Genomic DNA, 23,302 nt, shown 5'->3' on the forward strand with positions numbered 1-23,302 from the left:
GACGAGAGACATTACATGGACCTCCATCTATCCCCCGGCGAGCTCACCCTGGATACGCTGCGCGACTTGTTCGAACGCCGCCCCACCCTCACCTTCGACGCACCGAGCCGGGCGCGCGTCGATGCCGCCGAGGCCAGGGTGGTGGCGATCCTCGGCAGCGGTCGCACGGTTTACGGCATCAATACCGGCTTCGGCATCCTTGCCCAGACCTCGATCCCCGAGGCGTCGCTGACCGAGCTGCAGCGCAACCTGGTGCTGTCGCACAGCACCGGTGTCGGCGAATTTATCGACGATGCCACGGTGGGCCTGATCCTGGCGCTCAAGGCGGCCTCGCTGGCGCGCGGCCATTCCGGGGTGCGCTGGGAGGTGATCGAGGCGCTGCTCGCGCTATACAACGCCCAGGTCTATCCGTGCATTCCGGCCAAGGGCTCGGTGGGCGCCTCCGGCGACCTGGCGCCGTTGGCACATCTGTCGGCAACGCTGCTCGGCGAGGGACGCATGCGCCACGCGGGGCGTGAAATGTCCGCCCGTGAGGGGCTCGAACTTGCCGGTCTGACACCGCTGGTGCTGGCACCCAAGGAGGGCCTGGCACTGATCAACGGCACCCAGGTCTCCACCGCCCTGGCGCTGCGCGGCCTGTTCGCCACCGAGAAGCTGTTCACCGCCGCGGTCATCGCCGGCAGCCTGACCGTGGATGCGCTCAAGGGTTCCGACGTGCCCTTCGACGCGCGCATCCAGGCGGTGCGTGGCCATCCCGGGCAGCGCGACGTGGCCGCGCTCTACCGCGAGTTGCTCGGCGGCAGCCAGATCCGCGAATCGCATCGCGACTGCCCACGCGTCCAGGACCCCTACTCGCTGCGCTGCCAGCCCCAGGTGATGGGGGCGTGTCTCGATCACTTGCGCTTCGCCGCCGAGGTGTTCCTGCGCGAAGCCAACGCGGTCTCCGACAATCCACTGATCTTCGACGACGGCGACGTACTCTCCGGCGGCAACTTCCACGCCGAGCCGGTGGCGATGGCCGCCGATGTGCTGGCACTGGTGATCGCCGAGGTCGGCGCACTCTCCGAGCGACGCCTCGCCCAGCTCGTCGACCCCAAACTCTCCGGCCTGCCGGCGTTCCTGGTCAAGGAGAGCGGTCTCAACTCCGGCTTCATGATCGCCCAGGTCAGCGCCGCGGCACTCGCCTCCGAGAACAAGACGCTGGCCCACCCGGCCAGCGTCGATAGCTTGCCCACCTCCGCCAACCAAGAGGATCACGTCTCGATGGCCACCTTTGCCGCACGGCGCCTGGCGGACATGGCCTTCAACTCAAGCGCAGTGGTCGCCATCGAATTGCTCGCCGCCGCCCAGGGCGTCGAATTCCATCTGCCGCTCGCCACCTCCGCACCGCTTGGCGAGGCGTTGGCGATCGTGCGCCGCGATGTGACACCTTATGAGCGCGACCGCTACTTCGCTCCGGATATCGAGGCGGCGCAGCGCTTCGTCAGCGAGGCGGCCTTCGAGGCGATCCTGCCCCGCACACGCCTCTATGCCTGACGCCAGCGCCCCACGCCATACCCCATCCGGAGAGCCGCTGTGACAGTCACTTCCACCCCCTCGGACGAGGCATTCATCGCCACACTGCACGAGGCGCTGGGCGACGCCGTCATCACCCGCGAGGCGATCCCCGAGCGCCACTTCAGCGATTGGACGCGCCACGCGCCGTGCCGTCCGCTAGCGCTGGTGCGCCCTCGCACCACCGAGGAGGTCGCCGCGACGCTGCGCCTGTGCCACGAGCACTATCGAGCGGTCGTCCCCCAAGGCGGCATGACCGGCCTGGCCGGCGGTGCGGTGCCGCGTGCCGACAGCATCGCGCTCTCGCTTGAGCGACTGCGCGGCGTGGTGGTCGACCGCGACGGCGCCACCGTAAGCGCCTGGGCGGGCACCTCGCTTGAAGACGTGCAGCAGGCCGCCGAGCGCGCGGGTTTTCGCTATCCGATAGACTTCGGCGCGCGTGGCAGCTGCCAGATCGGCGGCACGCTTGCCACCAACGCCGGCGGCCATGGCGTGATCCGCCACGGCATGACGCGCCAGCGGGTGCTGGGGCTCGAGGTGGTGCTCGCCGATGGCCGGGTGCTCGACCTGATGAACCCGATGCTCAAGAACAATACCGGCTACGACCTCAAGCAGTGCTTCATCGGCGCCGAGGGTACCCTGGGAGTGATCACCCGAGCGGTGCTCGCCCTGGCACCGCCGGCGCAGCAGACCCACACCCTGCTCTGCGCGCTGCGCGACTATCCGGCGGCGGTGGCGCTGCTGCACCGCCTGCGCGGCGCCGGACTGGCCCTCGAGGCCTTCGAGACGATGTGGCAGGACTTCTACGCCATGAGCTGCGACTGGCATGGAGGCACGCCGCCGTTGCCTGCCGCGCACCCGCTCTATGTGCTGTGCGAGGCGGAGGGTGACGCCGCACGCCTGGAAGAGGCACTGGAAACGGCTATCGCCGAGGGCGAAGTGCTCGATGCCGTGCTCGCCGCTTCCACCGCCCAAGCACGCCAGCTGTGGGCGATTCGCGAGGCCACCGCGGCGTTTCCGACACGCCTTTCACCCCTCAACTTCGACATCAGTTTGCCCATCGGCGAGATCGGCGCATTCGTCACCACCGCCACGGCAGCGCTCGAGGCACGCTGGCCGGGGGTACGCATCGTCAACTTCGGCCATATCGGCGATGGCAACCTGCATCTCACCGTGGACTGTCATTCGCTTGATGCCGACGCTCCAAGCGTGCGCCACGAACTGGAGGCCGAGGTCTACCGCCTGGTCGGCGAGCGGCGCGGATCGATCTCGGCAGAGCATGGCATCGGCCTGCTCAAGCGCGAATTCCTGCATCACAGCGTTGCCCCGGAGGCGCTCGCGGTGATGCGCGCCCTCAAGGCGACCCTCGATCCGCACGGCATCCTCAATCCCGGCAAGCTGCTCACCTGAGCAAGCACCAATAAGCAAGCACCAAAAGGGTGCGCGGTGCCTGAAGCGATACCGAGCAGGGTGATCGAAACGATTATGTATATACAGGTAAGTATTTTTTGGCATGGGGGTTGCTAGCAACAAGACGATACGCACTGCTACTGCCATCTGTGCAAGCACATCCTGCCGCCTCGTCGGCCATCTGGAGTCTACAAGCGATGAATAACAACAAATCACTGCTGCATTCGTTCACTCTTCTTGCCGCGGGTCTCGGCCTGTCGCTGGCAGCGAGCGTCGCCTCGGCCGATCTGCTTGAGGAAGTGCAGGAACGCGGCGTGCTCAATGTGGGCACCGAATTCCACTTCGCCCCCTTCGCCTATCTGGAAGCGGGCCAGCAGACCGGGCTCAATCTGGAGCTGATGGAGCGAGTCGGCGATGCACTGGGCGTGACCATCAACTGGATCGACCTGCCGTGGCCCAGCGTGCTGCCCGGTCTCGAGGCGGGCAACTACGACTTTGTCGCCGGCCCGGCGATGATCACCCAGGAGCGCAAGCAGCGTTACCACTTTACCCTGCCCATCGCCGATGCCACCGTGGCCATCCTGAAGCGTGCCGATGACGACTCGATCCAGTCGCCCGAGGACATCTCCGGCAAGGCCGCCGGCGGCGGGCGCGGCACCGCCCAGCTCGAGCAATTGCGCGCCTTCGCCGCCGAACTGCCCGAGCCGCCGACCATCACCGAATACGTCGATTACAGCCAGACCTACGCCGATCTTGCCGCCGGACGCATCGACGCCGTGGCCAATTCGCTGCCCAACATCGCCTATACCGCCACCCAGCGGCCAATGTTCACGGTGGTCCAGCCGCCCTTCGGTCAGCCCGCCTACTTCGGTTACATGGCGCGCAACGACGACGTATCTGCTTCGCTGGTTGACGCCATCGATGAGGTGATCCTGTCGATGCACGAGGATGGCACCATGGCCGAACTGCAGACCAAGTGGTTCGGCGAGCCGATGGATGTGCCCACCGAGGATTTCGAGCCCGCCATCTGACCCGACCTGAACGCCCGGGCGGCAACATGGCTGTCGCCCGGCACAGCCCCCACACGCCGAGATACGTCGATGTTCGACTGGCCGACCTTCGTCTTCAGCCTGCCCCTGCTGGCTCAAGCGCTGCTCATCACCTTGCAGACCTCGCTGCTGGGCAACGTCATCGGCTTTGCCATCGCCGTGGGCATCGCCAGCATGCAGCTGGCCGGAAGGCCGCTGCTGAGGCGTCTCGGTGGCAGCTACATCTTCGTCTTTCGCGGCGTGCCACTGCTGGTGCAACTGCTGGTCATCTATTACCTGGCACCGATGTTGGGTGCGCCCAACCTGTCGCCGATGGTCGCCGCGATAATGGCACTGTCGCTCTGCTCGGGGGCCTACATCGCCGAAATCCTGCGCGGCGGCCTGATGGCGATACCGCCCGGACAGCGCGAGGCGGCACACCTGCTCGGCATGAGTCGTGCCGCGATCCTGCTGCGCATCGAGCTACCCCAGGCAGTGCAGAGCACCCTGCCTTCGCTGGTCAATGAACTGGTGCTGCTGATCAAGGCCTCGGCGCTGGTCTCGGTGGTGGGGCTTGCCGACCTGACCCGCGTGGCTCAGAACCTGGCCGCCTCCGATTACCTCTTCTTTCAGCACTACCTGGTGCTGGCCGGCATCTACTGCCTGATCAATATCCCGCTGACAATGTTCGGCCGCGGGCTCGAGCGGCATCTGCAGAGGAGCCTGGCATGAACTTCGACCCGAGCATCATCCTGAACAACGCCGGGGCGATCTGGAGCGCCTTCATGATGACGGTCTACACCTGGCTCGTCGGCAGTGCGCTGGGCCTGGTCGCCGGCTTCGTTCTCGCCGCACTGATGCTGTTCGGCGGCACGCCGCTGCGGCTGGTGCTGCGCGGCGTGATCGAGCTGGTGCGCGGCACGCCTTTCCTGGTGATCCTGTTCCTGGTCTATTACGGCGGCCCTGCCTTCGGCATTCGCCTTGGCGCCATCACCGCCGGGGTGCTGTGCATCGCCGGCTACAGCAGCGTCTACTTCGCCGAGATCTTTCGCAGCGGCTTCGCCTCGGTTCCCCGCGGGCAGCTGGAAGCCGGCGAGTGCCTGGGCCTTAGCCGTCTGCAATTATTGTGGCGGGTGCAACTGCCGCAGATGCTGGTGCTGATCACACCGGCCATCGTCAACATGCTGACGATCCTGTGCAAGGAGACCGCGGTGCTGTCGATCATCACCGTGCCGGAGCTGACCGCCGTGCTTACCGGCATTGGCACGCGCACCTTCACCTTCATCGAAACCCTGCTGGTGCTGTGCATCGCCTATCTGCTGCTGGTCGAGCTGACCTCGCGGCTGGGCAGAGTGCTCGAACGCCGCGTCGGCGCCTACCTGCAGCGCTGAACAGGAGCTAGCCATGTCGCTTTCCCTATCCCCCGCCGCGGCCGTCACCTCAGCCAAGACGAGCAGCCCCGGCGCCGCGCCGCCGATGATCCGCCTGGTCGGCGTCGGCAAGCGATTCGGCGAACACCAGGTCCTCACCGATATCGATCTGGAGGTGCGCCGCTCCGAGGTCGTCTGCCTGATCGGCCCCTCGGGCTCTGGCAAGAGCACCCTGTTGCGCAGCATGGCCTTCCTAGAGGAGTACGACGAGGGCGAGATCCATATCGAAGGGCAGCTGCTCGGTTGGGAGATCGACGACCGTGGACGGCGCAAGCACGCCGGTCGCCAGCGCCTCAACCAGGCACGGCGCAACCTTGGCATCGTCTTCCAGCAGTTCAACCTGTGGCCGCACATGACGGCGCTGGGCAATGTCATGGAGGCGCTACTGCGGGTGCGGCGCATGAAGCGCGACGAGGCCGAGCGGCGTGCCAGAGAGGCGCTCGACAAGGTCGGCCTGGCCGAGAAGGCGAAGGCCTATCCGGTGAAACTCTCCGGCGGCCAGCAGCAGCGCGTGGCGATCGCCCGGGCACTGGCCATGGAGCCCAGGATCATGCTCTTCGATGAGCCTACCTCGGCGCTCGACCCCGAGCTGGTCGGCGAGGTGCTGGCAGTGATGAAGCGTCTCGCTCAAGAGGGAATGACCATGGTGGTGGTGACCCACGAGATGGGCTTCGCCGCCCAGGTCGCCGACAGCGTGGTGTTCCTCGACCAGGGGCGTATCGTCACCCGCGGCACACCCGGCGACGTGTTTCGCGACACAGAGCACCCGCGCCTGCGCCAGTTCCTGCAGAACTACCTCGATCGCAATGCCTTCTGGCACACCTCGCCGGAGAAGGCGCCATGATGACACCCCTCGACCCCACGCACCTGGCACGCCGCGAGGTGCGCGACCTCGAGAGCTACAACGCCGGACTTGCGAGCGAAGAGGTACGTCGACGCTTCGGCGTGACGCAGATCACCCGACTCGGCAGCAACGAGAACCCGCTGGGGCCCTCGCCGCGGGTTGTCCCGGCCATCGCTGCTGCTGCCAGCGAGAGTGGCCTTTACCCCGACGCCGAATGCAGCGTGCTGCGCGAGGCGCTTGCCACGCGCCTCGCCGTTGCCCCCGGGCGGCTGGTGTTCGGCAACGGCTCGGAGGATCTGATCGCGATCCTGTGCCGGGTGTTTCTTGACCATGGCGACACCCTGGTCACGGTGACACCAGCCTTCGGCCTGCATACGCTCTACCCGCAGTCGCTGGGAGCGCGCATCCATGGCGTACCGATGCTCGCCGGCGGTCGCTTCGATATCGACGGGCTCGTCGCGGTGCTGGCCGAGCCGCCGCGCATGCTGATGTTCTCCTCCCCCTCCAACCCGGTCGGCAGCGCGCTGACGTGGGAGGCGCTCGAGCGGCTATTGGAGGTGCTAACCCCCGCCACCCTGCTGGTCTTCGACGAGGCCTACTTCGAGTATGCCAAGGCGAGCCCCGGCTACCCCGACCTGCTGGCAAGGCTGGAGCGCCAGAAGAGCCCCTGGATCGTACTGCGCACCTTCTCCAAGGCCTACGCCCTGGCCGGGCTGCGCATCGGCTATGGCATTGTCGGCGATCCGGCGCTGGCCGATCTGATCGACCGTCTGCGCACGCCCTTCAACGTCAACCGCCTCGCCCAGGCGGCGGCCGTGGCAGCCCTCGAGGACGAGGCGCACCTTGCCGCCGGCATCGCCTTGGCCACGCAGGAGCGCGAGCGTGTCACTCAAGCGCTCGACGCGATGGGCCTGAGCGTCGCCCCCTCGCTGGCCAACTTCGTGTTCTTCGAGACGCCGCTTGCATCGTCAGCACTGCATGAGGCGCTGCTCGCCCAGGGGGTGATCGTCAAGGCGTGGCGCACGCCGGGCTATACCCGTTGGCTGCGCGTCTCGATCGGCAGTCGCGAAGAGAATGATCTTTTTTTGGTCGCGCTCTCGGCAGCGCTGGCCGACAGCCGCTAACGGTGTAAAGCCGCGAGGCTGTCATCCGTCAGCCGGGTCGGCGACAATTGGGGCAGTGCCACGCCCAGGCTGGCGTAGGCGGATCGATACCGTGACAGGAGCAATGAATGAAGCGAGCCGATGCCGCGCCCCCGGCCAGCGCGCCCAAGGCGCTTTATCTGCAGGCCAAGCAGTTCGTGCAGGAGCGCATCGACTCGGGGTTCTGGAAGCCAGGCGACATGATTCCCTCGGAGAACCAGCTCGTGATCGAGCTGGGCATGTCGCGCATGACCATCAATCGTGCCCTGCGCGAGCTGACCAGCGAAGGCTATCTGGAGCGTGTCAGTGGTGTCGGCACCTTCATCGCCGAGCCCAGGCCGCAGTCCAATTTCCTGATGATCGCCAACATCGCTGACGAGATTGTCGCCCGTGGGCACCGTTACAGTTGTCGGGTACTGGAGCTTTCGCGGGTTGCCGCTCCGTTCTCCATCGCCTCGGCGCTGGAGTTGCCCACCGGCAGCTCGGTCTATCACCTGCGCTGCGTGCACTTCGAAGAGGAGCTGGCGGTACAACTCGAGGACCGCTACGTCTCGCCGGCGATGGCGCCGGACTTCATCGAGCAACGCTTCGGCGACAGCCTTCAGCCTTCTCGCTATCTGCTCGATCATGTGCCGGTCGACGAGATGGAGCATATCGTCGATGCGCTGCTGCCCGAACCCGAGGATGCCCAGGCACTCGAGATCGCGCCCGACGAGCCCTGCCTGGCGCTGATGCGACGTACCTGGCTCGACGGCAAGGTCGTGACCTATGTGCGCTTTCTGCACCCCTCGTCGCGCTACCGCCTGGGTAGCCGTTTCCCCATGGGAAACGCCTACCAGGCAGGCTGACAGTCACGAAGAGCAGTGCGGCAAGGCAAGCGGCTAATATATAAAACATGCATTAGCGTGTTTCCCGTTAGCGCACTACTCTCTTTTTACTCCTGCCCCTTTTTCGGCACTCATGAAATCGATGAACCTTATGGGGAAAACAAAAAAATAACCAAGTAAAAGAGCGCAATAGCGCTTGGGCACATGCGGCTTATTATTAAAGTTGCAAGCCAACAATACTTGAGAAAAGTAATACTTCGCCGCTCACTACCTTTCCTCGCAGGGAAAGCGCATATCTGTATCTCAAGCCAAGGAGATGGCGAGATGGCAATATTGCTGGTAGTAAGTAACTGTTATATGGGCCTGCACGGCTTTTATATGGCCAAGCGCCAGCATGTTCCTCGACCGTTGCACGTCAAGCGCACTCCTGTACCTATACCACATAACTTCACCTGATATTCCGCCCGGCACTCTGTGCTCAGTCTATACCTGATGCTCAGTGATGCCGTGCGCGCAGCACTCTGTTCGAAGAGTTACTCACGTCATCAAGAAGGATGAGCGCTATGTGTTGGGCAGGACCAAATCAATACGCTATCGGCAAGCACAGGCCCGGCAATCAGCCTTCGGCCATATCATCCAAATCCGTCATTCACGGTCGTGACACGCCCGTACTCGTTTGTTTCTCGCATCTACGCTGGAATTTTGTCTACCAACGACCGCAGCATCTCATGTCGCGCTTCGCCACTACGCATCGGGTCCTCTACGTCGAGGAGCCGATCATCACAGACCAGGTGACGCCCTGGCTGGAGGTTCGCGACGAAGAGGGGCTCCAGATCCTGGTCCCCAGGCTGCCGCACTCCTGCACCGGTGACGACGCGATAACGGCCCAGCGCGCATTGCTCGATCGGCATCTCAACGAGATCGGTACCCATCAACTCGTCGCCTGGTACTACTCGCCGATGAGCCTGGCCTACACCGCTCATCTCGCCCCATCGCTGCTGGTCTATGACTGCATGGATGAGCTTTCCGGCTTCAAGGGCGCGCCACCCGACCTGATCGAGCATGAACGGGCGCTACTGGCCCGGGCGGATGTGGTGTTTACCGGTGGAGTGAGCCTCTACGAGGCCAAACGCGAGTTTCACGACAACGTGCACCCCTTCCCCAGCAGTGTCGATGTCGGGCACTTCGCCCAGGCGCGCCAGCCATTGCCTGATCCCGACGATCAGGCCGGCATCGCCTATCCGCGCCTGGGGTTCTACGGCGTCATCGATGAACGACTGGATATCTCACTGCTCGACGAGATGGCACGCCTGCGCCCCGACTGGCAGTTCGTGCTGGTGGGGCCGGTGGTCAAGATCGACCCCGCCACCCTGCCACGCCATAGCAACATCCACTACCTGGGTGGCAAGACCTACGACGAGCTGCCCTACTACCTGGCCGGCTGGGACGTGGCGCTGATGCCTTTCGCCCTCAACGAATCGACACGCTTTATCAGCCCCACCAAGACTCCCGAATACCTGGCCGGCGGCCGCCCGGTGGTCTCCACGCCGATTACCGATGTGGTGCGCACTTACGCGCAGAGCGGTGTGGTCAGGATTGCGCGCACTACGGCTGAGTTCATCAGTGCCGTCGAGGCGGCGCTCGACGATACCCAGCATCCGGAGCGGGTGCTGGCGATAGCAGACCAGGTGCTTCAGGACACGTCCTGGAACAGCACCTGGAAACTCATGGAGGAGAAGATGCAATGTCGAGTCTAAAGAGCGCTTATGGCAAGTCGCCCCACCGCGATGCCGCTGTTGGCACGCAGCGTGCCCACGCCGGGACTGGAAGACGCCCCCGGAGGAGTGGCTTCGACTATCTTATCGTCGGCGCCGGATATGCCGGCAGCGTAATGGCCGAGCGGCTGGCCAACGTGCTTGGCAAGCGCGTGCTGATCGTCGATCGTCGGCCACACATTGCCGGCAATGCCTATGATCATTACAACGATGATGGCTTGCTGGTGCATCGCTATGGCCCGCATATCTTCCACACCAATGCCCAGCGCATTGTCGACTATCTGTCGCAATTCACCGAATGGCACCCCTACGAACATCGCGTACTGGCTCAGGTGGATGGCAAGCTGGTTCCCATGCCGATCAACCTGACCACCCTCAATACGCTCTATGGGCTCGATCTGAACTCCGACCAGGCCGAGGCGTTTCTCGCCTCCCGAGCAGAGCATATCGCCGAGATCCGCACCTCCGAGGACGTGGTGATCAGTCATATCGGCCGTGAACTCTACGAGAAGTTCTTTCGCGGCTACACGCGAAAGCAGTGGGGCTTGGATCCTTCGAAGCTCGACAAGTCGGTCACCTCGCGGGTACCGACACGTACGGACACCAATGATCGCTACTTCAGCGACAGCTTCCAGATGATGCCAAAGCACGGCTATACGAAGATGTTCGAAAAGATGCTCTCGCATCCGAACATCAAGGTCATGCTGAATACCGACTTCGAGGAGATCCGCCATGAGGTCCGCCATGATCATCTCATCTACACCGGCCCGATCGATGAGTATTTCGGTCACCGCTTCGGCAAGCTGCCCTACCGTAGCCTGAGATTTCAGCACGAGACGCTCAATCAGGAGAACTTCCAGGCGGTCGGCGTGGTGAACTATCCCGCCGAGGACGTGGCCTACACGCGGATTACCGAATACAAGCATCTTACCGGCCAACGTCACCACAAGACGGCCATCACCTATGAATTCCCCTCGGCCCAGGGCGATCCCTACTATCCGATACCTCGCCCCGAAAATGCCGAACTCTACAAGCGGTACCGCGCCCTGGCTGATGAAACATCCGATGTCACCTTCGTGGGCCGCCTGGGCAGCTATCGCTACTACAATATGGACCAGATCGTCGGCCAGGCGCTTGCCACCTTCGAGCGGCTGGCAGGCATGAAGCAAGAGACCCCGCGCGTCGAAACCCAGGCCGTGCGGGTCTCTTGAGCGGTGCACCTCCGCGGGCAATACCGGCCAACATGAGCGCAAATCCATGAGGAGAATCACGGATGCATCAACCGAGCCTGTTCGAGAGCTTCTTCCTGGGCGGTTTCGAGTGCTCGACTCAGCGCCGCCGTGATGGCCGCCGGCTGGATCTCACTGCCTCGACACAGCACGACCGGCTCGCCGCGGCGGATTACTCAAGCGTGGCGAGGCACGGCATCCGCACGGTGCGCGATGGCGTGCGCTGGCACCTGATCGAAGGCGTGCCGGGCCAGTATGACTGGTCGAGTCTGCTGCCGATGGTGCGCTCCGCCCGTGACAGCGGTATCCAGGTGATATGGGATCTGTGCCACTACGGCTGGCCCGACGATATCGATATCTGGCGGCCCGAGTTCGTCGAGCGCTTCGCCCAGTTCGCCGCCGCCGTGGCCAGGTTGATGCACGATGAGGGACTCGAGGCGCCGATGTTCTGTCCAATCAACGAAATCTCCTACTGGGCCTGGGCGGGGGGAACCACGGCGCGCTTCAATCCTTCGGTGCGCGGTCGGGGCGATGAACTCAAGTTCCAGCTGGTGAGAGCGACCATTGCCGCCATCGAGCGGATCCGCGAGTGCGTCCCCAGAGCGCGCTTCGTTCAGGTCGATCCATTGATCCATATCGTGTCGCGCTCCCGTCAACGTCGCGACCATGAGCGTATAGAGGGGGTACGGCTCGCTCAATACCACGCCTGGGACCTGCTGATTGGTACCGAACACCCGGGGCTGGGCGGCAAGCCGGAGTACCTCGATATCATCGGGGTCAATTACTACTCAGACAACCAGTGGTATGCCAATGGCCAGACCATCGCGCCGCAGGAGCCCGCCTATCGCCCGTTCCACGAGATCCTGGCCGAGACCCATCGTCGTTACCAACGCCCGATCCTGATTGCCGAAACCGGCGCCGAGGGCGACGAGCGAGTGCCCTGGCTGCGCTATGTCTGCGATCAGGTGGAGGTGGCGCTCAAGCATGACATTCCCCTCGAGGGAATCTGTCTCTATCCGATCACCGACTATCCCGGCTGGAGCAACTATCGGCATTGCAGGACGGGCCTACTCGGCTATCCCGACCCCAGGGGCACGCGCCCCCTCTACGAGCCTCTTGCCGAGGAGATCGCCTGCCAGCGGATGCGTTTCGATACACTGCTCAAGGTCCAGTCGCTAGCCGACGCCTTGACACCATGATTCGTGATCCGATCGATCACGCCAACTGGTCGATACCGGATACGCCCGGCGCCTTCCTGTTGCGCTATATCCGCATGCGACCCTGGCGCTTTGGCTTGCTGGCACTGGTGGTGGTCAGCGCCGCTGCCTGCGCGGTAGTGGTGCAGTACAGCATGAAGTTGCTGGTCGACGGCATGGCGATACAGGAAGCGCAGCGCAGCTTTACCTACGTGTGGCTGCCGTTTGCGCTGTTCATCGGCCTGATCGCTGTGGAGAACGTCCTGTGGCGCAGCAGCGGCTGGCTTGGCAGTCGCACCATCATTGCCACCTGCGCCGATCTGCGCGTCGACCTGTTCACCCATCTGACCGGGCATTCGATGCGCTACTTCAGCCGTCATTCGACGGGGGCGCTGGGCACGCGTATCTCGGCGACCGGCGCCTCCACCGGCTCCATCCTCTCCACTTTCACCTGGAGCATCACTCCACCCTGCGTCGACTTCCTGGGGGCCATCGTGGTCTTTCTGATCATCGACTGGCGCATGGCGGCGGCCCTGGTCGTCTTCGTGGCGCTGGTGGCCACGATCATCATCTGGTTCGGCATCCGGGGGCGCCGGTTGCACCAGCACTTCGCGGCCCAGTCGTCACAGATCGGCGGCGAAGTGGTCGACCTGGTCTCCAACGTCTGGACGATCAAGGCATTCTCGGCCCGCCGCCGCGAGCGTGAGCATCTGGCCCGCGAAATCGGCACCGAGGCGCGTGCCCAGCGGCGCAGCTGGCTCTATGTCGAGAAGGCGCGTGTATTGCATGACATCTGTCTATGGCTGATGGCAGGTTCGATGCTGCTGTGGGCGCTATGGCTATGGACGCGGGGCAGTATCACGCCGGGTGATGTGGTGGTGGTCAGTGCGCTGACCTTCCGTATTCTCCACGGTTCGCGGGATCTCGCCCTGGCCCTGGTGGATGTCTCCCAGCAGTTCGGGGCCATCGCCGATACGCTGGAAATCATCGCCCGTCCGCATGACCTCAAGGACCCTCCCGGCGCCAGGACACTCGACATGAAAGCCGGGCGCATCGACATCGAGCGAATCGCCTTTCATTATCCCGATGGGCAGCAGGTGTTCGAGGATCTCACGCTGCATATTCCAGCGGGTCAGAAAGTCGGCATCGTCGGCGCGTCTGGGGCGGGCAAGACCACCCTGACCTCATTGATCCAGCGGCTCGACGACGTGCAGTCAGGACGTATCCTGATCGACGGACAGCCGATCGATGAGGTGACGCAAGATAGCCTACGGGCTGCCATCGCCGTCGTGCCCCAGGAGAGCACACTGTTTCATCGCTCGATTCTGGAGAATATCCGCTACGGGCGGCCGGACGCCTCGGACGAAGAGGTGATCGACGCGGCCAGGCATGCCCACTGTGAAGAGTTCATCCGCGAGCTGCCCCAAGGCTACGAGACCCAAGTCGGCGAGCGCGGCGTGCGACTTTCGGGCGGCCAGCGCCAGCGCCTGGGAATCGCCCGGGCCTTTCTGAAGGGTGCGCCGATCCTGATCCTCGACGAGCCCACTTCGGCACTCGATACCCACTCCGAACATGAGATACAGCAGGCCCTCGGCGAGCTGGTCAGGGGACGCACCGTAATCGCCGTCGCCCACCGCCTCTCCACGCTTTCTACCTTCGACCGGATCGTGGTGATGCAGCATGGTCGCATCGTCGAGGATGGCGCCCCCCATGAGCTGAGGCGCCAGGGCGGCATTTTCGAGTCGCTGTGGCGGCTGCAGGCCGACGGTTTCATCGCCCAGTGAGCCGCCTGGTGTCAACTTCCCAGCGTCTAGTCTCCCAGCTTCGCCAGTCGTGTCGGCTCGACGATCTCGATCCAGTAGCCGTCGATATCCTTGACGAAGGCGACATCCTTCATCTTGCCCTGGTCGGGACGCTTGACGTACTCGACGCCGTTGGCGTCGAACCAGGCCACCGCGGCGTCCAGATCGGGCACCGAGAAGCAGATATGGCCGAACCCCTGCGGCTCGGCGTTGCCGTTATGGTAGGCAAAATCTGTCTGACTCTCGGTGCCCCAATTATGGGTCAGCTCGAGCAGCCCCTTCTGGCTGAAGGTCCACTGGGAGCGCGCCTCCTCCTCCTCGGGTACCTCATCGCCCTGCTCCAGGTTGGCCAGGAAGTAGAGCGAGAACTGCATCTCTTCGAAGTCGAGTCGCCGCAGTACGCGCATGCCGAAGACTCGCGAGTAGAACGCCAGGGCCTTCTGCGGATCTTTGACCCGCAGCATGGTGTGATTCAGTCGAAAGCCCTGGGATTCCGCCGTGGGTGCCTTCACGCCGGGATGTTGCTCGCCTTGAAAGCTCATGAGTCGCTCCGTTGCATGTGGGTTCAGCGTTGAGTCATATTAGGCTAGATGTACTTGGCTAGACGGTATTTCAAGCCTCGTTACGATATGCAGTCGCCGAGGAGTCCCGATGCGCGATCACCTTGTCACTCCCCTTCACTCAGTCATCGCACCTACGCTCTTCCACCGCTATTTTAGCTGGTTGACGACCTGGCTATGTGTCGCCCTGCTTTCCGGCTGCGCCAGTCGCGACATTCCCACTCGCGACAGCATGCCCACCGCCACCGGCCTCTCCATCGAGCGCGCGCTGATACTCGCCAATGCCCAGCAGGCGCTGGGCACACCCTACCGGTTCGGTGGCAACGGTCCCGATGGGCTCGACTGCTCGGGGCTGGTGGAGATGACCTACCGCGCCGCCGGCATCCAGGTACCACGCACCGCCCATGAGCAGTACAGCCAGTTGCCCCGAGTCAACGAGGCGCGCCCTGGCGACCTACTGTTCTTCGGCAGCGGTCGCAAGGCGACCCATGTGGGGATCTATCAGGGCGAGCGCCAGATGATCCACGCCCCCGGCAGCGGGCGCGAAGTGGCGAGTGTGCCGCTGGATATCGACTACTGGCAGAGCCGCTTCCTGGGCGCCGCCGGCCCGGCGCCGTGACCAGCAGGGGGGAGATTGCTCCTACTCGAGAATGCGAAATTGCCAGGTGCTAGGTCATTCCGCTTATGCAGTCCGTTCGAATATTACTTGAGTATATGCTGCTTGATCAGGCGCTCGAGCAGCGCCACGTCGCGCCTCTCGATCGCCTCGATCATGGCGAAGTGTTCACGACTGGAGTGCTCCGCCATCTCGCGAGTGGCCCACTGGCCGATTCTCGCTCCGGGAATCCGTCCGCGCTGGGCGAAGGCGAGGGCCACCAGCTCGGTATTGGTGCACGTCGAAAGCAGTTGACGATGGAACGCCAGGTTGGCCTCGTACTGCTGCAGCAGCGATCCCTTGAGGATCATTTCCTCGAAGCTTGCCGCCAGCTCGGTCAGCCGCGAAATCTCCTCGTCATCGGCATGGGCGACGATCTCTCCGGCCGCCGCGCTCTCCAGCACCGCACGGATCTCATCGATGTGGCGCCGCTGCACCTTGTCCAATACACAGACGTGGTAGCCGCGATTGGGCACATGCTCCACCAGACGCTCCGATACCAGTTGATCGAGCGCCTTGCGCACGCCAGCCCGTGACGACCGGTAGCGCTGTTCCAGGTCCACTTGCTTGAGCCAAGTACCCGAGGCGAGCTCGCCAATATTGATGTCCCGGGCAATACGATCCGCCAATTCCACGCTGTTCACTCGACTCGCTCCATGCCCTTTTCCCTTGCAAGTGCCGTCGCGGCGCAGCGGCGTCTCTAGTGTATGGCAGGCATCAGGAAAAGCCAAAATCGGAAGTTTTTTATAAAAAAATATTGGCGCCAATTTTGGCGTGTGTTTTACTGTCTACATCGGCCGATCAATTCCAACTCACAACAAGGTCGCAAAAGCCCATGCAAGCCGAACAGGCCTCTTCCGAGCGCTACAGGCAGATGTATCGCCGTGGCACCACCACGGTCTTTTCCTGCCGCCAAGATCCCCGGTTCTCCTACTGCCTCTATGTTCCGCAGGAGCTGGATCAGGCGCCCCATACCTATACCCTGCTGGTCGCCGTCCACGGCACCGGACGCACCATGAACGCCTACCGCGACGCCTTCGCGGAGTTCGCTGAGTACCATCGCTGCGTGGTGTTGGCGCCGCTGTTCCCCGTCGGGCCTTGCGGCGACGGCGAACCCGACGGCTACAAGTACATCATCGAGGACGATATTCGTTACGACCGGGTGATGCTCGCCATCATCGACGAGGTAGCCGAGGAACTCGGCATCGACGTCTCGAAATTCCTGATGTTCGGCTACTCCGGCGGCGGCCACTTCTGCCACCGCTTCCTGTATCTGCACCCCGAACGGCTGCTGGCCGCGTCGATCGGTGCCCCCGGCGCGGTCACGCTGCTCGACGACAAGCGCGACTGGTGGGTCGGCACGCGCGATTTCGCGCAGGTCTTCGGCCATCCGGTCAACCTGGCGGCGATGCGCGACGTGGCGATCCAACTGGTAGTAGGCGCCGCCGATCTCGAGACGTGGGAGATCAACCATGCACCTGGCTCGCGTCGCTGGCGGGAAGGCATCAACGATGCCGGAGCGACGCGCATCGACCGCAACAATACCTTGCTGGCCAATCTCCAGTCCCATGGCATGCAGGTCGAACAGTCGATCGTGCCCAACGTTCCCCACGACGGCATGAAGGTGCTGCCGGAAGTAAAGGGCTTCTTCAAACGCGTCCTCCAGGCACACTTAAAGGAGCACACCGCATGAGCGTCCCCCGCCTCTTCCCCCTTATCGAGATCAGCGGCGCGCCCCGCGAGCGCGGCCGCCAGTATGGCGAACAGGCCACGGGGCGCATCCGCGACAGCGTGGCCGTCTACGGCGACCAGCTCGCCGAGCTGGGGCTGCGTAGCGAGGAGCGTCGACACCTGATCGACGCCTTCGCCGTCGAGATCGAGCAGTTCGATGCCGACTACCTGGAGGAGATGCGCGGCATCGCCGAGGGCGCGGGCGTCGAGCTGGGCGATATCGTGATGATCAACGCCCGCACCGAGGTGATCTCGCGTGCCCGGCGTATCGCCAAGCGTCAGGCAGATTCCGACGCCTCGCTCGAGGATGGCTGTACCGGTGCGGTGATCCTGCCCGAGCGCAGCGCCACCGGTCAGCTCATCCACGGCCAGAACTGGGACTGGCGCGCCGAATGCGCCGACACCTCCGTGGTGCTGCGTGTGGAGCGTGACGAGGGGCCGGAACTGCTCACCTTCGTCGAGGCCGGCGGGCTGGCCCGCAGCGGCCTCAATAGCGCGGGACTCGCCATCACCGCCAATTTCCTTGGCTGCGAACGCGACTACCGCCAGAACGGCGTGCCGCTGTCGCTGATCCGTCGCAAGGCGCTCGAGCAGTCGCACATGGCGCTGGCCATGAAGGTCGTGGCCACCACGCCGAAGTCGGGCTCCAACAACATGATGCTGAGCACCGCCGAAGGCTTCGCCATCGATTTCGAGTGCGCCCCGGACGAGAGCTTCACGCTCTATCCGCGCAACGGCATGATCGTGCATGCCAACCACTGGCTGAGCGAGGTCGCCCTTGGCAAGCTCCGCGAGTGCGGCGTGGCCACGTCACCCGACACCCTCTATCGTGCCTGGCGAGTGCAGCAACAGCTCGACACCTGCGGCGAGCGAGTCTCCGTCGACGATCTCAAGGCCGCCTTGTTCGACGATTTCGGCTCTCCCTATTCGGTGTGTCGCCCGCCCCGTCCCGGCTTCCAAGGCGACCTTTCGGCAACCGTCGCCATGGTGGTGATGGAGCCGGCACGCGGCACGCTCGAGGTGGCACCGCTACCGGCGATCAACCGTGAATTCGGCCACTACCGACTCAAGCAGCCCATCGGTGCCTGACCCGGCGTCGAGACCTTCACGATCAACAACAACAGGACAGTGTCATGAAGCGTTTCTCCTACGTTCCCCTACTGATGCTCTGCGGCCTCCCGCTGGCCGAGGCCGCCCCCAACGAGTCGATCACCCTGGCCATGAACGCGGATATCCGCAGCACCCAGCCCGGCGTCAATCGCGACGGCAATACCGACGGCGTGATAATGCACATCGTCGAGGGCCTGGTGGGCTATCGCGAGGATGGCAGCGTCGGCCCCATGCTGGCGGAGCGCTACGAGGTTTCCGACGATGGCCTGACCTATACCTTCCATCTTCGCGACGGGGTGAGATTCCATAACGGCGAGACCATGACCGCCGAGCATGTGGTGTGGAGCTGGAACCGCTGGATGGAGCCGACCACCGAGTGGCGCTGTCTCAGCGACTTCGACGGCAGCCTCGGTCTCGACGTCACCGACGTGAGCGCGCTGGACGACACGACCGTCAGCATGACCCTGGCCTCGCCCAGCGCCCTGCTCCTCGCCACCATGGCGCGCCCCGATTGCGGCGCCGTGGCGGTGGTCCATCCCGACTCGGTGGACGAGAACGGCGAGTGGATCGCGCCGATCGGCACCGGCCCCTATCGTCTCGCCCGCTGGAACCACAATCGCTCCATTGAGCTGACGCGCTTCGAGGACTACACCTCCCGCGACGAACCGATGGACGGCTACGTCGGCGGCAAGCAACCGCTGATCGAGACCGTGCGCATCCTGGTCGTGCCCGACCCGGCCACGGTAGTGGCGGGCCTGCAGGCGGGCAACATCGACGTCGCCCTGATCGGGGCCGCCGACGCCCGCTCGCTGCGCAACGCTTCCCACGTCGAGATCGCGACCGCCGCCAACGGCCTGCGCAATGGCCTGCTGATCCAGACCGAGGACCCTCTGCTCAGCGACCCGAGGATCAGGCGTGCCATCGCCCTGGCCATCGACACCGAACAGGTGGCGCTCGGCAGCAGCGAAGGCATGGCTACACCCAGCAACTCCAACGTGCCCGTCTCCTCGGCCTGGTACGGCGAGGTGCAGCGCCAGGGATACGAGTACGACCCCGAGGCCGCCCGCGCCCTGCTACAGGAGGCCGGCTACAATGGCGAACCCATCGAGATCATCGCCAACCGTCGTCCCAAGGTCCCCAGCTACGATGTCGCCATCATCTCCCAGGCGATGATGCAGGCAGTCGGCATCAATGCCCGGGTCAATACCATGGAGTGGGCGACCCAGCTCGACCGCTATTCGAGCGGGCGCTACCAGATGATGTCCTTCACCTACTCGCCGCGCTTCGATCCGGCACTGATGTTCGAGCAGATCACCGGCGACAAGAGCCAGGAGCCGCGCAAGGTGTGGGGCGACCTGGAGGCAGTGGCACTGATCGACGAACTCTCGCTCACCGAGGACGAAACGGAGCGTCAGGCGCTGGTCGATGAGCTGCACACGCGCATGATCGAGCAAACCCCGCTGATCTTCTTCTTTCCCGGCGTCTCCATCGCCGCCTACCGTGACCACGTCGAAGGCTTCACCCCCTGGTTCGGCGAGGACCCGCGGCTGTGGAACGTGAGCACGACCCAGTAACCGGAGAGCGTTATGTTCCTGCATCTCGTAAGGAGAATCGGCGCTTCGTTGCCCACGCTCTTTCTGGTATCGGTGCTGATCTTCCTGCTGATTCGCCTGGTGCCGGGAGACCCGGCCCAGCTCCTGCTCGGCGATCTCGCCACCGAGCAGAGCCTGGCCAGGGTGCGCCAGCAGATGGGGCTCGATCTCTCCTACCCCCAGCAGTACCTGATCTGGATCACCCAGGTGCTGCAGGGCGATTTCGGCCGCTCCATCCAGACCGGCCAGCCCATCCTGCCGCTGATCGTTGCACGCTTCGGGGTGACGCTGAGCATCGTGCTGGTGGCGATCGTCATCGCCGCCGCCATCGCCATCCCGGTAGGCATGATCGCGGCCTGGAAACAGAACTCACGGCTTGACGTGGGCCTGGTGGCGCTCGCCACCCTGCTGCTGTCGATACCAAGTTTCTGGATGGGCTTGCTGCTGCTGCTGCTCTTCGGCCTGCAGCTGGGGTGGCTGCCGGTGGTGGGCTACGTCTCGCTGGTCGAGGACTTCCAGCGCGGCCTGCTCTATCTGATCATGCCGATCATCACGCTGGTGCTGGTGGAGTGCGGCACCCTGGTGAGGATGATGCGCTCGAGCACCCTCGAGGTGCTGCGCCTGGACTACATCTCCCACGCCCGGGCCAAGGGCGTGGGGGAAGGGAGCGTACTGGCACGGCACGCCTTTCCCAACGCCTTCGGCCCCACCCTCACCCTGCTCGGCATCATGCTCGGCAACCTGCTCAGCGGGATCGCCGTGGTCGAGACGGTGTTCACCCTGCCGGGCCTGGGGCGCCTGCTGGTCGACGGCATCTATGCCCGCGACTATCCCGTGGTCCAAGGCTGCATGCTGTTCATCGCCGCGCTCTACATCGTGGTGAATGTCATCATCGACGCCATCTATCCGCTCTTCGACCCGAGGGTGAAGGACGCATGAAGACGCCAAGACTCCCCCTCCCCGCGCTCAACGCACTGCTCGGCGGCCTGATGCTCGGGCTACTGGTAGCCGCGGCACTGATCGGCCTGGTATGGACGCCCTTCGACCCGCTGCGCATCAACATCCTCGGCAAGCTCCAGGCACCCAGTTTGCTGCACTGGCTGGGAACAGACGAGTTCGGCCGCGACGTGCTCAGCCGGCTGATGGATGCCGCCTTCACCACGCTGTCGATCTCGTTGCTGACGGTCCTGTCCGCGGTGCTCGCCGGTGTCTGGCTGGGGGTGCTCAGCGGCTACCTCGGCGGCCTGGTCGATCGCGGGGTGATGATGATCACCAACACGCTGCTCGCCTTTCCCGGCATCCTGCTCGCCCTGGGCCTGCTCAGCGTGCTCGGCAACAGCCGCTACGGCATCGTCCTGGCGCTGGGCCTGGCCTATACTCCTTCGGTGGTGCGCATCGTACGCGGTACCGTGCGCAGCCTGCGCGAAAGCGACTACGTGGAGGCCGCCCGCGTGATGGGCCACTCCGAATCCTTCATCCTGGCACGCCACATCCTGCCCAACTGCCTAGCGCCGCTGATCGTGCTGGCCACCTCGATGCTCGGCTGGGCGATCATCTCCGAAAGCGCCCTCTCGTTCCTCGGCCTAGGGGTGCCGCCCCCCGAGCCGACCTGGGGCAACATGCTCGCGGCCAGCCGCGAGAACCTCTCCGACGCCGCCTGGCTGGCGATCTTCCCCGGCCTGTGCATCTCCTTCGCACTGCTCGGCGTCAACCTGCTGGGCGATGCCCTGCGCGACCACTTGGACCCGAGGATGAAACGATGAGCCGCAACGCAGCCTCCTCGCTGCTCTCCGTCAGCGGGCTGACCCTCGAGGTCAACGGCAAGGTCGTCGTCGACGATCTCGACCTCGACGTCGCCGCCGGCGAGACCATCGCCATCGTCGGCGAATCGGGAAGCGGCAAGACGCTGGCCACGCGCGCCTTGCTGGGGCTGCTCCCCTCCGGCGTGACATGCCGCCACGGTCAGATGCAGTTCAACGGCGATGCCTACCGACTCGACGATCGCGATGCCCTCAAGTCGCTGCGTGGCCATGGCCTGGGAATGATCTTTCAGGAGCCGATGACCTCGCTGAATCCGGCGCTCAAGATCGGCCGCCAGCTTCACGAGAGCCTGAAGCTGCATACGCGGCTCGACCGTGCTGCCCGCGAGCGACTGATCATCGCCATGCTCGAGCGCGTCGGGCTCGCCGCGGACAAGGCCCTGCTCGACTGCTATCCGCACGAATTCTCCGGCGGCATGCGCCAGCGCATCATGATCGCCTCGGTGATGCTGATGTCGCCTTCGCTCATCGTCGCCGACGAGCCCACCACGGCACTCGATGCCGTGGTGCAGCGTGAGGTGATGGAAACCATGCTGTCGCTGACCCGCGAGGAGGGCAATGCCACCGTCCTGATCAGCCACGACCTCTCCATGGTCGCCCACTACGCCTCGCGCATCCTGGTGATGTGCCAAGGCAGGCTAGTCGAGCAGGGAGCCACCGATGCTCTGCTCGCCGCGCCCCGCCACCCCTATACGCGCAAGCTCCTCGATGCCCTGCCGCGACGCATTGCGCTGCCCGCGCCACAACCCGACGGTGAACCGGTGCTGGCGCTCCAGCGGGCGGTCATCGAGTATGCCGGCCGCAAGCGCTGGTTCCGTCCGGTCGTCAGTAAGCGCGCCGTGGACGTCGTCAGCCTGGACGTCGCCAGGGGCGAAACGGTCGCGCTGGTGGGCGCCAGCGGCTCCGGCAAGACCACCGTGGCCAAGGCGATCGTCGGCCTGCTGCCGCTGCATTCCGGCGAGCTGCGCTTCAACGGCATCTCTCATGTCGCCATGGATCGTCATCAGCGACGTGCCTGGCGCCTCGACTGTCAGATGATCCAGCAGGATCCCTTCTCGTCCCTCGACCCACGCATGCGCGTCCGCCAGATCGTCGATGAGCCATTGCGTCTCTCCGAGTCCATGGATCGCAGGCAGCGCCTGGCGAGGGTAGTCGAGGTGATCGAGGAGGTCGGACTCGGAAAGGAGTTTCTGGAGCGCTTTCCCCACCAGCTCTCCGGCGGCCAGCGCCAGCGCGTGGCCATTGCCAGGGCGATTGCGCGCAAGCCTCGCTTCATCGTCGCCGACGAGCCCACCTCGGCACTCGACATGACGGTACAGAAGCAGATTCTCGCCCTGCTCGGCGAACTGCAGCGGCGCTACGGCTTCGCCTGCCTGCTGATCACCCACGATCTCGGCGTCGTCGAACAGATCGCGCATCGCGTGCTGGTCATGGAACAGGGACGCATCGTCGAGAGCGGCGAGCGTGACCAAGTGCTCGATGCCCCACGTCACCCCTATACGCGGCGTCTACTGTCCTCCTTGCCACAGCTTGTCGAATGCCCAGAGGGTGGTTTTCTCCTCAAGTCTCGGACACTTGCCGAGGCACTAGATTAGCG

Annotated in this window: 21 protein-coding genes; 19 read left to right on the forward strand and 2 right to left on the reverse strand. The window is 64.3% G+C overall.

Translation table 11 applies throughout. The features are described from left to right. Nucleotides 1-15: 15 nt before the first annotated feature. From hutH to HJD22_RS16630, 12 genes are all read left to right on the forward strand, one after another. Nucleotides 16-1,536: a histidine ammonia-lyase gene (gene hutH / locus HJD22_RS16575; protein WP_208653599.1), complete on the forward strand. Its 1,521-nt coding sequence runs from the start codon at nt 16-18 to the stop codon at nt 1,534-1,536. A 39-nt stretch (nt 1,537-1,575) separates the two neighbouring features. After that, nucleotides 1,576-2,964: an FAD-binding oxidoreductase gene (locus HJD22_RS16580; RefSeq protein ID WP_208653598.1), complete on the forward strand. Its 1,389-nt coding sequence runs from the start codon at nt 1,576-1,578 to the stop codon at nt 2,962-2,964. 197 nt (nt 2,965-3,161) lie between these two features. Then, the gene (locus HJD22_RS16585) at nt 3,162-3,995 is read left to right on the forward strand and encodes a transporter substrate-binding domain-containing protein (RefSeq protein ID WP_208653597.1); all 834 of its coding nucleotides are present in this window, start codon (nt 3,162-3,164) and stop codon (nt 3,993-3,995) included. Nucleotides 3,996-4,064: 69 nt separating this feature from the next. Continuing rightward, on the forward strand, nt 4,065-4,724 hold the full coding sequence (locus tag HJD22_RS16590) for an amino acid ABC transporter permease (RefSeq protein WP_208653596.1): 660 nt from the start codon (nt 4,065-4,067) through the stop codon (nt 4,722-4,724). Continuing rightward, nucleotides 4,721-5,383 carry an amino acid ABC transporter permease gene (locus HJD22_RS16595; protein WP_208653595.1) on the forward strand — a complete coding sequence of 221 codons (663 nt, stop codon included), beginning with the start codon at nt 4,721-4,723 and terminating at the stop codon, nt 5,381-5,383. Before HJD22_RS16590 ends, HJD22_RS16595 begins: the two co-directional genes overlap by 4 nt. Before the next feature lie 85 nt (nt 5,384-5,468). Further along, nucleotides 5,469-6,266, forward strand: coding sequence for an amino acid ABC transporter ATP-binding protein (locus tag HJD22_RS16600; RefSeq protein WP_208656683.1), 798 nt, complete (start codon nt 5,469-5,471; stop codon nt 6,264-6,266). After that, the gene (gene hisC, locus HJD22_RS16605) at nt 6,263-7,390 is read left to right on the forward strand and encodes a histidinol-phosphate transaminase (protein WP_248730300.1); all 1,128 of its coding nucleotides are present in this window, start codon (nt 6,263-6,265) and stop codon (nt 7,388-7,390) included. The genes HJD22_RS16600 and hisC overlap by 4 nt, the downstream gene beginning before the upstream one ends. Before the next feature lie 107 nt (nt 7,391-7,497). Then, the gene (gene hutC / locus HJD22_RS16610) at nt 7,498-8,256 is read left to right on the forward strand and encodes a histidine utilization repressor (protein ID WP_208653594.1); all 759 of its coding nucleotides are present in this window, start codon (nt 7,498-7,500) and stop codon (nt 8,254-8,256) included. Nucleotides 8,257-8,963: 707 nt separating this feature from the next. Next, nucleotides 8,964-9,992, forward strand: coding sequence for a glycosyltransferase family 1 protein (locus HJD22_RS16615; RefSeq protein ID WP_248730301.1), 1,029 nt, complete (start codon nt 8,964-8,966; stop codon nt 9,990-9,992). Next, entirely contained in the window at nt 9,980-11,221 is a 1,242-nt protein-coding gene (glf, locus tag HJD22_RS16620; protein WP_208653592.1) for a UDP-galactopyranose mutase, read from the forward strand. Before HJD22_RS16615 ends, glf begins: the two co-directional genes overlap by 13 nt. Before the next feature lie 62 nt (nt 11,222-11,283). After that, complete coding sequence (locus HJD22_RS16625; RefSeq protein WP_208653591.1) at nt 11,284-12,438, forward strand: beta-glucosidase; 1,155 nt, start codon at nt 11,284-11,286, stop codon at nt 12,436-12,438. Next, on the forward strand, nt 12,435-14,219 hold the full coding sequence (locus HJD22_RS16630; RefSeq protein ID WP_208653590.1) for an ABC transporter ATP-binding protein: 1,785 nt from the start codon (nt 12,435-12,437) through the stop codon (nt 14,217-14,219). Before HJD22_RS16625 ends, HJD22_RS16630 begins: the two co-directional genes overlap by 4 nt. 26 nt (nt 14,220-14,245) lie before the next feature. On the opposite strand, the gene gloA is transcribed toward HJD22_RS16630, so the two are convergent. Next, on the reverse strand, nt 14,246-14,779 hold the full coding sequence (gloA, locus tag HJD22_RS16635) for a lactoylglutathione lyase (protein WP_208653589.1): 534 nt from the start codon (nt 14,777-14,779) through the stop codon (nt 14,246-14,248). Nucleotides 14,780-14,888: 109 nt separating this feature from the next. Here gloA and HJD22_RS16640 point away from each other — a divergent pair, with 109 nt between their 5' ends. Continuing rightward, the gene (locus tag HJD22_RS16640; RefSeq protein WP_208653588.1) at nt 14,889-15,416 is read left to right on the forward strand and encodes a C40 family peptidase; all 528 of its coding nucleotides are present in this window, start codon (nt 14,889-14,891) and stop codon (nt 15,414-15,416) included. A gap of 83 nt (nt 15,417-15,499) precedes the next feature. Here HJD22_RS16640 and HJD22_RS16645 read toward each other — a convergent pair whose 3' ends face one another. After that, nucleotides 15,500-16,096, reverse strand: a complete 597-nt coding sequence (locus tag HJD22_RS16645) for a GntR family transcriptional regulator (protein ID WP_208653587.1) — start codon at nt 16,094-16,096, stop codon at nt 15,500-15,502. A 191-nt stretch (nt 16,097-16,287) separates the two neighbouring features. On the opposite strand from HJD22_RS16645, the gene HJD22_RS16650 reads away from it, so the two are divergent. Genes HJD22_RS16650 through HJD22_RS16675 form a run of 6 tightly spaced genes read left to right on the forward strand, consistent with a single transcriptional unit; the run spans nt 16,288 to nt 23,300 of the window. Beyond that, nucleotides 16,288-17,145 (forward strand): alpha/beta fold hydrolase, encoded by an 858-nt coding sequence (locus HJD22_RS16650; RefSeq protein WP_208653586.1) that lies wholly within the window; start codon nt 16,288-16,290, stop codon nt 17,143-17,145. After that, nucleotides 17,142-18,272, forward strand: coding sequence for a C45 family peptidase (locus HJD22_RS16655; protein ID WP_208653585.1), 1,131 nt, complete (start codon nt 17,142-17,144; stop codon nt 18,270-18,272). The genes HJD22_RS16650 and HJD22_RS16655 overlap by 4 nt, the downstream gene beginning before the upstream one ends. Nucleotides 18,273-18,316: 44 nt before the next feature. After that, nucleotides 18,317-19,867: an ABC transporter substrate-binding protein gene (locus HJD22_RS16660; RefSeq protein ID WP_217267780.1), complete on the forward strand. Its 1,551-nt coding sequence runs from the start codon at nt 18,317-18,319 to the stop codon at nt 19,865-19,867. A gap of 12 nt (nt 19,868-19,879) precedes the next feature. Next, on the forward strand, nt 19,880-20,824 hold the full coding sequence (locus HJD22_RS16665) for an ABC transporter permease (protein ID WP_208653584.1): 945 nt from the start codon (nt 19,880-19,882) through the stop codon (nt 20,822-20,824). Continuing rightward, nucleotides 20,821-21,648, forward strand: coding sequence for an ABC transporter permease (locus HJD22_RS16670; RefSeq protein ID WP_208653583.1), 828 nt, complete (start codon nt 20,821-20,823; stop codon nt 21,646-21,648). The genes HJD22_RS16665 and HJD22_RS16670 overlap by 4 nt, the downstream gene beginning before the upstream one ends. Then, the gene (locus tag HJD22_RS16675) at nt 21,645-23,300 is read left to right on the forward strand and encodes an ABC transporter ATP-binding protein (RefSeq protein ID WP_208653582.1); all 1,656 of its coding nucleotides are present in this window, start codon (nt 21,645-21,647) and stop codon (nt 23,298-23,300) included. The genes HJD22_RS16670 and HJD22_RS16675 overlap by 4 nt, the downstream gene beginning before the upstream one ends. Nucleotides 23,301-23,302: the final 2 nt, after the last annotated feature.

This window comes from Halomonas sp. TA22 (genome assembly GCF_013009075.1).
Taxonomy (GTDB): Bacteria; Pseudomonadota; Gammaproteobacteria; order Pseudomonadales; family Halomonadaceae; genus TA22.

Bases quoted from the DNA above. Each gene is read 5' to 3' on its own strand.
- HJD22_RS16655 (WP_208653585.1), top strand. From the start codon at position 17,142: ATGAGCGTCCCCCGCCTCTTCCCCCTTATCGAGATCAGCGGCGCGCCC.
- HJD22_RS16590 (WP_208653596.1), top strand. From the start codon at position 4,065: ATGTTCGACTGGCCGACCTTCGTCTTCAGCCTGCCCCTGCTGGCTCAA.
- HJD22_RS16625 (WP_208653591.1), top strand. From the start codon at position 11,284: ATGCATCAACCGAGCCTGTTCGAGAGCTTCTTCCTGGGCGGTTTCGAG.
- hisC (WP_248730300.1), top strand. From the start codon at position 6,263: ATGATGACACCCCTCGACCCCACGCACCTGGCACGCCGCGAGGTGCGC.
- gloA (WP_208653589.1), bottom strand. From the start codon at position 14,779: ATGAGCTTTCAAGGCGAGCAACATCCCGGCGTGAAGGCACCCACGGCG.
- hutH (WP_208653599.1), top strand. From the start codon at position 16: ATGGACCTCCATCTATCCCCCGGCGAGCTCACCCTGGATACGCTGCGC.
- HJD22_RS16585 (WP_208653597.1), top strand. From the start codon at position 3,162: ATGAATAACAACAAATCACTGCTGCATTCGTTCACTCTTCTTGCCGCG.
- glf (WP_208653592.1), top strand. From the start codon at position 9,980: ATGTCGAGTCTAAAGAGCGCTTATGGCAAGTCGCCCCACCGCGATGCC.
- HJD22_RS16600 (WP_208656683.1), top strand. From the start codon at position 5,469: ATGATCCGCCTGGTCGGCGTCGGCAAGCGATTCGGCGAACACCAGGTC.
- HJD22_RS16630 (WP_208653590.1), top strand. From the start codon at position 12,435: ATGATTCGTGATCCGATCGATCACGCCAACTGGTCGATACCGGATACG.
- HJD22_RS16595 (WP_208653595.1), top strand. From the start codon at position 4,721: ATGAACTTCGACCCGAGCATCATCCTGAACAACGCCGGGGCGATCTGG.
- HJD22_RS16675 (WP_208653582.1), top strand. From the start codon at position 21,645: ATGAGCCGCAACGCAGCCTCCTCGCTGCTCTCCGTCAGCGGGCTGACC.
- HJD22_RS16670 (WP_208653583.1), top strand. From the start codon at position 20,821: ATGAAGACGCCAAGACTCCCCCTCCCCGCGCTCAACGCACTGCTCGGC.
- HJD22_RS16615 (WP_248730301.1), top strand. From the start codon at position 8,964: ATGTCGCGCTTCGCCACTACGCATCGGGTCCTCTACGTCGAGGAGCCG.
- HJD22_RS16650 (WP_208653586.1), top strand. From the start codon at position 16,288: ATGCAAGCCGAACAGGCCTCTTCCGAGCGCTACAGGCAGATGTATCGC.
- HJD22_RS16665 (WP_208653584.1), top strand. From the start codon at position 19,880: ATGTTCCTGCATCTCGTAAGGAGAATCGGCGCTTCGTTGCCCACGCTC.
- HJD22_RS16640 (WP_208653588.1), top strand. From the start codon at position 14,889: ATGCGCGATCACCTTGTCACTCCCCTTCACTCAGTCATCGCACCTACG.
- HJD22_RS16660 (WP_217267780.1), top strand. From the start codon at position 18,317: ATGAAGCGTTTCTCCTACGTTCCCCTACTGATGCTCTGCGGCCTCCCG.
- hutC (WP_208653594.1), top strand. From the start codon at position 7,498: ATGAAGCGAGCCGATGCCGCGCCCCCGGCCAGCGCGCCCAAGGCGCTT.